At 40.0% G+C, this 13524-nt stretch carries 12 protein-coding genes; 7 read left to right on the top strand and 5 right to left on the bottom strand.

The window, feature by feature from the left end; genetic code table 11:
- Nucleotides 1-22: 22 nt before the first annotated feature.
- The 3 genes from AWT60_RS10515 to AWT60_RS10505 all read right to left on the bottom strand — a co-directional run bounded on the left by AWT60_RS10515 (nt 23) and on the right by AWT60_RS10505 (nt 2952).
- Nucleotides 23-889: a Cof-type HAD-IIB family hydrolase gene (locus tag AWT60_RS10515; RefSeq protein WP_039177545.1), complete on the bottom strand. Its 867-nt coding sequence runs from the start codon at nt 887-889 to the stop codon at nt 23-25.
- 451 nt (nt 890-1340) lie between these two features.
- The gene (locus AWT60_RS10510) at nt 1341-1697 is read right to left on the bottom strand and encodes a YlbF/YmcA family competence regulator (RefSeq protein ID WP_024425750.1); all 357 of its coding nucleotides are present in this window, start codon (nt 1695-1697) and stop codon (nt 1341-1343) included.
- Nucleotides 1698-1818: 121 nt separating this feature from the next.
- Complete coding sequence (locus tag AWT60_RS10505) at nt 1819-2952, bottom strand: DUF445 domain-containing protein (protein WP_125587322.1); 1134 nt, start codon at nt 2950-2952, stop codon at nt 1819-1821.
- 213 nt (nt 2953-3165) lie between these two features.
- Here AWT60_RS10505 and AWT60_RS10500 point away from each other — a divergent pair, with 213 nt between their 5' ends.
- The 7 genes from AWT60_RS10500 to AWT60_RS10470 all read left to right on the top strand — a co-directional run bounded on the left by AWT60_RS10500 (nt 3166) and on the right by AWT60_RS10470 (nt 9445).
- Nucleotides 3166-4278 carry a YheC/YheD family protein gene (locus tag AWT60_RS10500; protein WP_218677221.1) on the top strand — a complete coding sequence of 371 codons (1113 nt, stop codon included), beginning with the start codon at nt 3166-3168 and terminating at the stop codon, nt 4276-4278.
- Nucleotides 4235-5593: a YheC/YheD family endospore coat-associated protein gene (locus tag AWT60_RS10495; protein WP_218677220.1), complete on the top strand. Its 1359-nt coding sequence runs from the start codon at nt 4235-4237 to the stop codon at nt 5591-5593. The genes AWT60_RS10500 and AWT60_RS10495 overlap by 44 nt, the downstream gene beginning before the upstream one ends.
- 152 nt (nt 5594-5745) lie before the next feature.
- Nucleotides 5746-5955, top strand: coding sequence for a YheE family protein (locus tag AWT60_RS10490; RefSeq protein ID WP_003211787.1), 210 nt, complete (start codon nt 5746-5748; stop codon nt 5953-5955).
- Nucleotides 5956-5975: 20 nt separating this feature from the next.
- A complete protein-coding gene (locus AWT60_RS10485) occupies nt 5976-6851 on the top strand; it encodes a helix-turn-helix domain-containing protein (protein WP_218677219.1) in 876 nt (291 codons plus the stop codon).
- 144 nt (nt 6852-6995) lie between these two features.
- A complete protein-coding gene (locus tag AWT60_RS10480) occupies nt 6996-8102 on the top strand; it encodes an ABC transporter ATP-binding protein (RefSeq protein WP_218677218.1) in 1107 nt (368 codons plus the stop codon).
- A 236-nt stretch (nt 8103-8338) separates the two neighbouring features.
- On the top strand, nt 8339-8542 hold the full coding sequence (locus AWT60_RS10475; protein ID WP_024425744.1) for an alpha/beta-type small acid-soluble spore protein: 204 nt from the start codon (nt 8339-8341) through the stop codon (nt 8540-8542).
- A 285-nt stretch (nt 8543-8827) separates the two neighbouring features.
- Entirely contained in the window at nt 8828-9445 is a 618-nt protein-coding gene (locus AWT60_RS10470) for an NAD(P)-dependent oxidoreductase (RefSeq protein ID WP_218677217.1), read from the top strand.
- Nucleotides 9446-9562: 117 nt separating this feature from the next.
- Here AWT60_RS10470 and AWT60_RS10465 read toward each other — a convergent pair whose 3' ends face one another.
- The gene (locus AWT60_RS10465) at nt 9563-11578 is read right to left on the bottom strand and encodes an ABC transporter ATP-binding protein (protein ID WP_044333755.1); all 2016 of its coding nucleotides are present in this window, start codon (nt 11576-11578) and stop codon (nt 9563-9565) included.
- Entirely contained in the window at nt 11575-13332 is a 1758-nt protein-coding gene (gene bmrC, locus AWT60_RS10460) for a multidrug ABC transporter ATP-binding protein BmrC (RefSeq protein WP_034282232.1), read from the bottom strand. The genes AWT60_RS10465 and bmrC overlap by 4 nt, the downstream gene beginning before the upstream one ends.
- Nucleotides 13333-13524: the final 192 nt, after the last annotated feature.

Raw genomic sequence — 13524 nt, 5'->3', positions numbered from 1 at the left:
GATTGACAGGGCCTTCAGTGTATTATCTCTTAATATCGAATTGATGTAAAAATCCTTCTCTTTGCTGCATTCTAAAGTATTCCTTGATCATATAAGCCACACCCTGTTCATCATGCGAGCGCGTCACCCAATCGGCTTTACGCTTGACATCATTGGGGGCATTTCCCATAGCAACGCCTAAACCAGCCAATTCAAGCATTGGAATGTCATCTGTTCCATGACCAATGACAACCGTATCTTCTAAAGTAAAACCGAGTGCAGAGGTTAAAAGAGAAAGTCCCGCTTCCTTCGAAACCCCTTTGCATACAATATTCATTTTCTCATCACTGATCCTAATAAGATCAACAGAAGGGAATGCTTGTTGAATGGTCCTGTGAATCTCGGGCTGAAGCTCCGCGGTCGAATATACTTCAATCACTGGTGTACTGACCGGTTCATCCATCAGCATATCACTTAACGATTCAACAAATTGAACGGGATAGAAAATGGGATCAGACGGATGAATGAGCGTCTTTCCCATCAGCTGAGACTGCGTTTTTTTCCGGTTGCCGATCGAGAATTTTTCATGCAGCAAGCGGACATTACAATCGAAGCTTTCAAGGATTTGCACAAGATTAAATGTCTTTTCTTCCGTTAATTTTTTCACATGAAGCGGCTCATCGAGTTTATCGGCGATAAATGCACCACTATGCGTCACAAGGGTTGATGTTGGAATCTTCAACGCCTTGGCAATTTTTTGAGCGGAACGAAAATGCCGGTTGGTGACAATCGTCACGTAAACCCCTTTTTTCTTTACATATTCCACAGCTTCTTTTGTAGCAGAATGGATTTTACCATTGGAACGAAGTAACGTCCCATCTATATTGAGTGCAAGTAGTTTTTTTGACACTGAGGCATCCCCCTTCTTGATGACTGTACTTACGATGAGGATATGCCCTAGCTTGGTGCTTTAGAACATGCAGTTGAAAGAGCCCCAGGTTATGAATAGATGGATAAATAAAAAAAGCCTACCCCTAGGCTTTTTTTTATGTATGGTTTGGATGCGTTACAATGGAGTGATGAAGCTCCCCATGATCCCCTTATCATTTACACACCAAAGCATTGCTTATATCAGATCCCCTTATGATGCTTTGCGTTTCTCCCAGAAGCGCTTCTCTCTCGTTTGGCTCACCGCCATAAATCCCAAGTGAAACGCACCCAATTGTCCCTTGAGAGCGCCTTTTGAAAGCACTTTCAATACAAGTATTATCGCAGAATTTATGTGCTTCGACAACCTTTTTTTAAAAGATATTGAGGAGAAAAAATAAAACAAAAAAGGGCGAATGACATCGCCCTTTCTATTAGTTTTCTTCTGGATTCCCATAAAGCTCTTCAAGTGGCTTCATGATAATTTTATTTAATTCACCGATAAGAACACTCACACGTTGTTCTGCTTCCATCAACTGAGAGATTTTGTCGTGCTGCTGAACAAGAGCAACTGTTTTTTGAGCTTGCTCCACTTCTTCTTGTGTGATCTCTTGACCAGTCATTTGTTTTTGTTGAAGGTTTACTTGAATGTCACGGAAGTTCTCAAACATTCTTTTAGAGGACTCATCCGCGTTTACCTCATCATAAAGATTTCTTAAAGTTGAATATTCTTCGCTATGACGCAATGCTTTTTCAAGGTCATATGCAACATCATAAAGATTTACAGACATGTTATGTCTCCTTTCTATCCGTTATCACCGATATGATCGGCGGACACCACTCCACTATAACAAACTATGGCTTTCGTTTCACATATATACAATGAATTCATTAAAATTTCTATAGCTTGTCTTAGAATAGCGCCACAAAAACAGCCTGGATAGCACCAATCATCCCGCCTAAAAGACCGCCTAGAAATGTTATCATCTTCAGCTCCTTATTAGAGATGCTGACTACAAGCTCTTCCATTTTTTCAAGCGGGAAAAGTTCAATTTGTTCACGAATGATATCTTCAAATTGCAGCTTTGCAAGCAGACTCTCTAAAGCATTTGAAGCCGCTTCGATCCCCTTATCAATCAACACTGGCGCAAAATGTGTTTTAAGGTCATCCGCTACAGCACTGACATATGTTCCAACTGGTTTGTCTAATATCAGCTTTGTAGAGAAATGAGAAAGCAATTGATTTTTCACACTAAAAATAAGTTCCTTCACATTCCATTTTTCATCAAGCTCATGAAGAGAAAATAGCTTCACCTTGTCCCATTCTTGAACAAGTAAATCTGATAAAAATCTTTTTGTTTCTGCGTTTCTTAAAAACTTGATGATTTCGGGATGTACACGATCAATTAAGCTTGAATTCCCTAGAAACATTTGGACCATACTGCCAAGCATTCCCCGTTCTTTTAAGAAATCATCAATCATATTGCCAAGCCTGGCTTTGCCTTCATCACTTTCAAAATAATGAATGCCTCTCTTTAAAATATAATCTGCTGCATCTGGAATTTTTGATGATATTTTGGTTTCCACTTCTACCGGGAGCAATTCAGATAAAGTTTGCTCGTTATATGTTTCAAGCAGTGATTTGAGCTTCTGATCAGACCACTGATGGAGCCATTCATCTGCTTTGACATCAGCCTGTGAAACGCCGAATTTTTCTAGCAGGGAGAATACGGTGATCTCCATATTTGCGCCTTTGTCAATATATTGATGGACTGTACGCAGGATCTCCTGCTTTGCCTCCGATGATTCAAATCGCTTTTGAATACCTTCTGGCGTGAGCAAATGCTCCATAACCATGACACCAACCTGCTTGGCTACTTCGTCTCTTCTTTTAGGGATAAGCCCTGGTGTAAATGGAAGCTGTTTTCCGAATAAGTAATATGGCTTATAAGGCCGAAAAAGCATTTTAATTGCAAGATGGTTTGTCGCTGCTCCTATGACTGCGCCGATAACAATCATAAAGATAAACGTTGTGAATATATTCAAAGTCGTCATCTACCTTTCAAACAACACCCGAGGTTTATTGTTTTGATCTATACGTATTATAGTTGTTGTCAAGTTCCCAAGCAAATGAAGCATGCAGCGAGACATATGATCAAGCGATCTGTCGTAATGATAAAGGAGCGTAAGCTTTATGTAAAATCATAAAAAAATGTTTTTTGATGGTAAAAAAAGAAGTTGAAAAGAAGGTGTTTTTTAATGACAACATTAGGTATTGCGAGCCTTTCTCCGCAGTATGAAGAGGCATTCACACGGCAGCTCGCCAAAGCTGCCTCTTCTTATCGTTTAGAGGTTGTTCGTTTTACACCATTTGATTTAAAGCCGGCTTCAAATATGATACAAGGCCAAACATATACGAATGGCCAAGGGTTTGCCGACGCACAATTTCCGATTCCCGACTTGATTTATGACCGATGTCTTTACCGGCATGACGCACAATCTAAAAAAGCAAAACCCATCATGGAATGGCTAAAAAAATATCCAAAAACAGATTTTTTGAATACCGGCATTTCAAATAAAATGGTGCTATTTGAGCAGCTCCGTCTCCTCTCTGCTTCACAGCCATATTTACCTGGCTGCTTTTTATTAAAAGAGCCCTCAGACCTGATCAATATGGTAAGGGAGTACGGGGCTGGTGGTTATTGTAGAATGCAGCCTCTCTCCCATCAGCATGCAGCATCTACTTACTTCATTTCCTTTGATGGCAAATCAACATTTACTGTTCAACTAAGTTCCAATCAAACCATTACATTTTCTCGTACGTCAGAGCTGGAACGCTGGTGCAAAAAATATGCAGGCCGGTATTTCCTTCAATTTTTCAACACGAATGATCAAAAAGAAATTTTATTCAATGAAATCAAGATTTTCCTTATGAAAGATTCACAAAACCAATGGAAACGCATGGGAATTCACACAAAATCACCTGCAGAAAATAGTCTTTTAAGTCATACACAAAAATCAGCTCCTGTGATAGGCTTTGAACACTATCTAAATACATTGCAGCCACACATCAAGGAACTCCTTTTAGATGATATGGCATCCATTCAGGCATCACTCCCAGCTTATATAGATAAAACTTACTCTCCTTGCTTTGAATTCGCAGTAGACTTACTTCATTCAAGTGAAGACAGACTTTTCATATCAAATATCAGATCAAAGCCAGGGCGGTCCGCTTTTTTAAAAGTTTATCCTGAGAAGGAACACGAATTGATTCGTATCATTCTTGAACATGCGCAATCGATAAAGTCTCAACCGAAGGAGGTTTCTTATGAACAGAAAGCGCTGCATCATCACCCCACACCTCACAAGTGAAAAAACAATTCATCTTCCCGTCCATTATAAACAGAAAGATGCCATCTATTCTCTTGCTCTAGGATCTCGTTTAGTAGATGGCTTCAACATTTCCTATCATCAGCATCCAAATAAAATTTTATTATCTGAAGATTTATACAGAGGTTTACTGATTCCTTACCAATCAAAAGCTGATGTGATCATCATTGACCATACACTTTTTATAGGGCCGTTGATGGGCATTTTCACTGCAGGTTTTGAGCAAAGTACACAGCCATTAGGAACGAGATCAGAATTTTTTATCAAACTGCTGCACTCTTTCAGGCAGCATCCTGGTTTTGCCTATCTTTTTGGGTCACATTCTATTGATTGGGAAAAAGGAATTGTAGAAGGACTGTTGTACCACGAAGATTCATGGGTTAAAAAACAGCTTCCCCTTCCGTCAGTCATTTATGACCGGCTTCCAAATAGAAAAGCTGCTCAGTCGGCACTCATTCAAGAAACGAAGCGAAAACTCACCCAAGACTATGATATCCCTTGGTTCAATCCTTACTTTTTTAATAAATGGGAGATTCATGAACAGCTATTAACAGATGAAAAAACATGGTCCTTTCTCCCACATTCTGTACAATTAGATCCCGTGGACGCTCTAAGTAAAATTGAAACACTTCTCCATCTGCATCAAGTTATATACTTAAAACCAACAAACGGAAGTCATGGAGACGGGATTTATCAGTTAAAAAAGGAAAACGACGGAATCACTGTATCCTCAAATTTCGGAAATTCTATTCCATATGATTCAATAGATCAGTTTGTTCAGAGGCTGCGAAAGGATCATGCAATTCATGATTTTATTGCACAACAAGGCATTGAGCTTCTTCAAATAGACAATCAACCGATGGATTTCAGAGTTCATACGAATAAAAATAAAGAAGGTGATTGGACAGTCACAGCAGCAGCAGCAAAGGTTTCTGGAGATCATACCATCACGACTCACCAGTTACACGGGGGAACGGTGAAAACACTTTATGCTGTCTTTCCAGAAGAAAAGAAACGTTTGCAGATTTTACAGCAGCTTTCTCATACTGCCATCATGCTTAGCCAAGTGATAGATAAAAAAATGACCGGGCATATTGGTGAAATCGGTTTTGACTTAGGCATTGATCAAACAGGTGCAATTTGGATGTTCGAAGCCAATTCTCGCCCTGGCCGAGAGATTTTCCAGCATGTCTCTTTGAAAAAATCAGAATGGCTGATTGGGAAAAGAATCATGGATTACGCATCTTACCTTTCAAAAACGGCACTCACCACTTCAGATCACGCGAACGTCTACTGACGCTTTTTTGTCACATGTCAGTGCTCTTAAATCTATGCTTTTTCTATGCTCTTTTCATGAGATGAGATACAATAAAATCAAGTTCAAGGTTGTTTCCGTGTTGTCGTGTTTGTTTATTGTTTCATCAATAAAAGCAAGGAGGCAATGATGATATGATTTCTCATTTTCAATGGAAACCCCTTTTTAAGAAAGCACAATTGCCAGGCTGGAAAATATCCTTTTTCCACAATGGTGCACACTATGAAGGCATCTACCACAAAACAGGTGACATTGAATGGGGCTCTCAGCTTCCGCCCCATGAAGTAGAACCAACTTTAAAAGAAGAAATCCACGAATTAATGCTGTTCCATGTCTATGATTAAACTGTTTAAGGAGCCCCGCCATGTTAGAAAAATTAAAACTTGTTTACGGAGACCATATCATCAGCACACCTACTCATGACAAACAAATTCTTTGGTATCAAACAGACGAAGGTGAAATATTTGGAGTAAACAAATCGGAGCTTTCAGAAAGAGAAACACTTCTTCTCAACTCTTTTCTTACACCAATTGATCTATTTCAAAAAGCGCAGACCGAGGATGAACAAAAATGGTTCAGCTATCTTTTTGAAAACAAACCACTAACTGTTCAACATCCCGTCCGTGTTTATTATTTTCAAATGATCCATCAAGAAGAACAAAGACAGCAAATAAAAGAGGCTGTGAATAACAGCCTCGAACATACTCATTTCATATGGACAGGCCCTGAAACAGCTATGCTGATTCAACCAAATGCCACATCAGAAAACAGTCAATTAGATCAGTTAAATGATTTGTCTCTAGCTATTACAAGTGATTTTTTAACAGACTCAGTCTTTATACAAGGACAGCTGCATTTGCCAAATGACCATTTACAGATGAGGTTATTAAATGAACAACAGCTATTTTTATACCATATGCAGCGAGAAAAGCTTAGATCAGGGGCAGCCACATTTTATCAATGCCTGCCTTCGTTCATTTGTTATGATGCATCCGCACTCTCTTATGCTATTTCAGATGCTTTTAAAGAAGCGGTCTTTGACCGGGATGTTTACCGAACTCTCATGACCTATATGCAATGTAATTTAAACGCATCCAAGGCAGCAAAAGCGTTATATGTTCACAGAAACAGTCTTCAATATCGAATTGATAAATTTATTGAGCGCACTGGGCTAGATATACGACATTTTCCAGAAGCATCCGCTGCTTATTTGATGATGACTCTACTCGATCTTTCATAAAGAATGAAGACATGAGCACCCTGCCCAAAAATGAAAATAGGATGTTGTGCACGTTGTCCATTTACAGACTCTTCCTCATTTTATACACTTTATTTACTAGTAAAGCGCTTTCAAAAAAAGAGGAACTGGGGAGGCTGACATCTAATGGCTGAAATGATGCTCAATCAAATTTATAAAGTATACGATAACAAAGTAACAGCAGTAGACAACTTTAATCTACATATAGAAGATAAAGAATTTATTGTGTTTGTTGGTCCATCAGGCTGCGGAAAATCAACAACCCTCCGCATGATTGCAGGTCTAGAAGAAATATCACAAGGAGACTTTCTGTTAGATGGAAAACGGATGAATGATGTAGCGCCGAAAGACCGGGATATCGCAATGGTTTTCCAAAACTATGCATTATATCCTCATATGAATGTATACGATAATATGGCTTTTGGATTAAAGCTTCGGAAGTTTCCAAAAGCAGAAATTGATGAGCGGGTTCGAAATGCCGCTAAAATATTAGGGCTTGAGCAATATTTAGACAGAAAACCAAAAGCACTGTCTGGCGGTCAAAGACAGCGTGTTGCACTTGGCAGAGCGATTGTACGTGATGCAAAGGTTTTTCTTTTGGATGAACCGCTTTCTAATTTAGATGCAAAACTCCGTGTTCAGATGCGTGCTGAAATTTCTAAGCTTCATCAGCGTCTGCAAACAACATTTATCTATGTGACACATGATCAGACTGAAGCCATGACAATGGCAACACGCCTTGTTGTCATGAAAGATGGTTTTATTCAGCAGGTAGGAGCGCCGAAAGATGTATATGAAAACCCAGAGAATGTGTTTGTAGGTGGATTTATCGGCTCACCTGCGATGAACTTTTTTACAGGAAAGCTCTCTGACGGTGCCATTGCGGTTGGAAAAACTCATATTCGTTTACCAGAAGGAAAAATGAAAGTATTACGCAGCCAAGGCTATATTGGAAAGGATGTCATTTTAGGCATCAGACCAGAAGATTTTCACGATGAACCAGTATTTATAGAGGCGTCTGAAGGCACAAAAATTCATGCTGACGTAGAAGTAGCTGAATTAATGGGGGCAGAAACGATGCTTTATTCTTCTATCGATGGTCAATCGTTTATTGCACGTGTTGATTCTCGTACCGATGTACAGGCCGGACAGTCTATCCCTCTTGCGATTAATATGAACAAAGCCCATTTCTTTGATTCGGATACGGAGCTGCGCATTCGCTCAGCAGAATAAAAAGATATATAAGCAGCACCATCACTCATCATTGGGTGATGGTTTTTTGTATGTTAACACAACATTTACCATGTACTTTTTTCGTATGTTTTTTTCGGAAATAACCATAATACTTAGTACAAAGCAGTTACTGCATTGGGTTTCGCCAAGTGGCAAATGACTTGATCATTTCGCTGGTGCGATTCCAGCAAACCCAACCAAAAAAACAAATCATATACAAAAAGGAGAATCACATCATGGCTAATTCTAATAGTTCAAACCAATTACTAGTTCCTGGAGCAGAGCAAGCGATCGATCAAATGAAATACGAAATCGCTTCTGAATTTGGTGTAAATCTTGGAGCAGAAACAACATCTCGTGCTAACGGTTCAGTTGGTGGAGAAATTACAAAACGTCTTGTGTCTTTCGCTCAACAAAACCTTGGCGGAACAAAAGCTTAATTTCATATCTGGATCATAGAAGGCACCTCTTATGGTGTCTTCTTTTTTTGTTTTTATCCCTCACCAAACTCCTTTCAGCTCATATCATGTAGTAGAAAGGAGCGGATCTTCATGGACATTTTTTCTGGTATGAACTTTGAACTTTTACAATTTGTAGGGATCTCTCTATTATGTGAATATGCTCATAGTATTCGGTCCTTTCATCTTTATAAAAAAAGCATCACATAAAAGTTGTACCAATTTGGGTTCTTTTCACTTATAGTATGTAGTGGAGGGATCGAACAGATGAAAATAGCTCTTTTCGGTGCTCATGGACGTGTAGGACAAGCATTTCTTCGTTTCGTTCAAGTAGATGAGCGTTGCATGGTTCGTTCATTAATTCGGACAAACCGAGAAGAAATGCTTGCGGGTATGTTTCAAGTCACCGGCAATTCAAGAAATCGAGAAGATGTGCTTGAGACAATCAAAGGAGCAGATATTGTTGTGAGCTGTCTATCAACAGATGGTGATGATACATTATCTGTTTCAATGGAGCATATCGTACAAGCCATGAAGCAAACGAATACATCAAGAATTATTACAATTGGTACAGCAGGCATTTTAAAAGCAAGGCAGCAGCCGGAGCTCTACCGTTTTGAAACAAATGAATCAAGACGGACCACTTCCCGAGCAGCTAAAGAGCATGCGAAAGCGTTTGAAATCCTTCAATCGACTGATCTAGATTGGACCATTATTTGTCCAACCTATTTACCAGATGGAGAAGTGACACGGTCATATCGCTATGAGAAAGATTTTCTCCCTATAGATGGAAAGAAAATTTCAGTTGAAGATACCGCACACTTTTTATATCAGCAGTTAAATTCGAAGGAGTTTGTACATCAACGCGTCGGCATCGCTTATTGATGATGATGCCTGTCCAAACAATATAACCAGTAAAAGTCGAGGACAGAACCCTCGACTTTTTCATGCAAAGGAAAGAGCCTCTTCCAATTGAATGAGGCTCTTTTTTTCTACTATTCATCAGCTGTTTGCAACAGCACCTTTTTGCAGTTCATACATTTGTGCATACAGCCCTTCTTGCTGCATGAGTTGTTCATGACTGCCACGCTCGACGATTTCACCTTTTTCTAACACCAAGATCATATCGGCTTTTTTAATAGTGGATAATCGGTGAGCGATCACAAAAGTCGTTCGTCCTTCTTTAACTACATCAAGCGCCCGCTGAATGATCGCTTCTGTTTCTGTATCAATGTTCGCGGTGGCTTCATCTAAAATTAAAATTGCTGGATCGTACGCCAATGCGCGCGCAAATGAAATCAACTGACGTTCCCCTGAGGAAAGGGTGCTTCCCTTTTCAACGACTGGTTCATCAAAGCCTTCTGGCAAATGCTTCAATAACTCTGCGGCACCTACTTGCTTTAATGAGGATTCAATCGTTTCTCTTTTGATGTCTTCATTTCCTAAGCTCACATTGGAAGCAATCGTTCCAGAAAATAAATACGGGTCTTGCAGCACAATGCCCATTTGTTTACGGAGCGTTTGGCGCGACTGATCATAAATGCTTTCGCCATCTATGAGAATGTCTCCTTGCTGAATGTCATAAAAACGCAGCAGCAAGTTCATGATCGAGCTTTTCCCAGAACCAGTATGCCCCACAAGTGCAACCGTTTGACCTTTCTTCGCTTCAAACGTAATGTTCTTTAAGACATTTTTCCCTTCATTATAAGCAAAGGTGACATCTTTGAACTGAACGTGTCCCTCCAGCTTCTTCTGAACAGGTTCTTCCACTTCTGTTCCTGGTTCATCTAATAATCGGAAAACCCTTTCTGATGAAACCCTTGCTAATTCCAACCTAGAGAACTGATTCACAATGCCTGTAATCGGCTGGAACAATCGATTTAAATAATCGACAAACGCATAGAGCACACCAATGGACACAATGCCTGTCGCACTTAGCGACGCACCGCCAAAATACCAAATGAGTGCCACATATGCTAAATTTCGCAGCAGGTTAACCAAGTTATGTGAAAGAAGTGAATTTAAATGCAGCATCTTTCGCTGATATCGAAAGTGATTGTTGTTCAGCTCATCAAATTCCTCTTGCGTCGCTTTTTCATGACGAAAGGCTTGAATGATTGTCATCCCTTGAATGGCTTCATTTAGTTTGGCATTGATTTCACTGATGATCGAACGAATGCGGTGATTGTACACTGATGCAAACTTTCTATAAGTCATCGACCATAGGAAAATAATCGGTACTGCGACCAAACAGATGAGTGCCAGCTTCACATTTAATAAAAACATGGCAATGTAAATCCCAATCATGTAAATAGCACTCGTCACGAAATTTGCAAGGACTGTTACATATAAATCACGAATGGTTTCCGTGTCATTTGTAATCCTCGCGACAACTTTTCCAGCCGGTAAATTATCAAAATATCGGATCGGCAGCGTTTGGATGTGCTCAAATACGTCTACCCTCATTTTTTGAATAATTCGATTTGCAATCCTCTGGAGCAAATAATGCTGCCCATACTGAAAGAAAATCGCAACGATAAGCAGTCCTAGATAAAATAGAACAAGCTGCACCAAACCACTGATTTCTGGCTGATAAAAAGCGAAAATCTCCTCTTTTGATAAACGCTTTACCTCATAGGTTTCACGCTCGTTCCCATTATCAATGGTGAGCTGATCTCCCGATATTTTTCTGTTTCCATCAAAACGAATCGGCTCATTCACAAAATAATAACCGAACCCGACTTGCACTACATTGATTTGCTTTCCAGAATCCATTCCATTATTTAATCGATCGCTTCGTATATAGTTATTTCCCTGGTAATAAACGGTTTTGTCTGTCTTTTCATTGACCTCGACATACGGTTTTTCTACACCTAAAATATGATCATCAATCATTTTCTTCCCAATAAACGGCCCTGTCAGCTCAGCACCAACTGCAATCATTAGAAAGATTAAGGCAACAGACAATACTTTCTTATATAGGAGTGCGTAGGCAAGGAGTCTTCTTCCTGTTGTCATGCCTCATCCCCTCCTTCAAGCTGATTTGTTAGCTGCTGACGCAAAAATTGTTCTTTGTACCACCCATCCTGCTGGATGAGCTCGTTGTGGGTGCCTTTTTGGACAATGCGTCCTTCTTCCATGACAAGAATGAGATCGGCATGTTCAACAGCTGATAGGCGATGAGTTGTAATAAACGTCGTTTTGCCATGACGGTTTTGTCTTAGATTTTCTAAAATAGCGGTTTCTGTTTTTGCATCTACCGCAGATAATGAGTCATCCAGAATTAAAATGTCTGGATCAATTAATAAAGCACGTGCAATGGATATTCGCTGTTTTTGTCCGCCTGAAAGCGCCACACCTTTTTCCCCAACCATGGTTTCCAGACCCTCTGGCAAAAGGCGTAAATCCTTTTCAAAGTAAGCATCTTTGATTGCTTGTGCTAACTCATCTTGTTTCGCGTCACGATGACCAAAGCGCATATTCTGTTCCACGCTTTTTGAGAAAAGTATATGATCCTGCGGTACATATCCGATCCATTGAAATAACTGATCTAATTCAATGTCTTGGATCGGAACACCTGATAGCAATATTTGCCCATCACCTGCCGGGTACTGGCGCAGAAGCTGTTTGACAATGGTCGTTTTGCCACTTCCCGTTTTGCCTGTAATCCCAATTGTCTGCCCTTTTCGAACGGTAAAGGACACATCAATGAGATTATCTTTAGATGAGGTTGGATATCTGAATGTCACATGATCAAACTCAATATCTCCAGGCTCTTGTAACGTTTTCGGCTGAGCAGCATCTGTTACGTCCGGCTTGTAGCTGAGTGTATGATTTAACCGGTCTAACGACGCATTTCCTCTTTGCATAATATTAATCAATTCGCCGATCGCAAACATTGGCCAGATCATCATGCCAAGATAGACGTTAAATGCAACAAGCTCCCCAATGGTTAAATCACTTTGGAACACGAGATAGGCTCCGTAGCCGATTCCGATTAAGTAGCTGATCCCCACAAGTAATTTCACTGTCGGCTCAAACAAAGAATCAATGATCGCCACTCGCATATTTTTTTGAAATACATCATCTGTCATTTCTCGAAAGCGTTCGACATCTTGTTTCTCCTGCACAAAAGACCGAATGACCCGGACACCCGCCACTGATTCAAGAACGCGATCGTTCATATCACCAAATGCATCTTGAGCGACTGTAAAGCGCTCATGGATTTTGCTTCCATAAAACGCAATCAAGAGCGCCATCAGCGGCATAGGAATAATCGCCATTAAGGTTAATTTCCAGCTAATCGTCAGCCCCATCGTAAAGAAGATCATCAGCATATAAGCAGTGGAATCAACCAAGGTCAGAACGCCAAAGCCTGTTGTTAAGGCCACAGCATTCAAGTCGTTTGTACCTAATGCCATTAAGTTACCCGTTTTTTTCTTTTCATAAAAAGTAGGCGTCATCTTAAGCAAGTGACGCATCAGTTTCCCACGCATCACACGCTCCATGACATTTGCGCCGCCAAATAACTGATACATCCAAAAATATGTAAGTGTATAGACGACGACACCTAGTAAGCAAAAAATGGTCACATAAAACACAATACTGGATGTTGTAAATTGACCAGAACGAATGTCATCAACTGCCTGGCCAAGGTATCTTGGCGGCAGCATTTCAAGCACATTCACAATGAGCAGGAGCGTAATAGCAATCGTATAACGCCTCCACTCTTGTTTAAAGAACCAGCCTAATTTCGCAAATACTGAAAACATGTTTGTCTCTCCTTTTCAAGCTAGCCGCTTTCTAAATTTTCCTGCAAGTCACCTTGTTTCGTTTTTTGAGCTTTTGTCATTTGTCTTGATTTTGGCATGTTCACATGCTTTCACTCCTCTTCATTTACTTGTTGTTTTTCATCCCTTTATTTCGAAATGCGAAATGAATTCAACAAAAAAAGAGGCCACCAG

This window comes from Bacillus sp. F2HM, assembly GCF_019266135.1.
GTDB classification, from domain to species: Bacteria; Bacillota; Bacilli; order Bacillales; family Bacillaceae; genus Bacillus; species Bacillus safensis.
The sequence above is the reverse complement of the archived record's forward strand: the minus strand, read 5'-3'. Positions and strand labels throughout refer to the sequence as shown.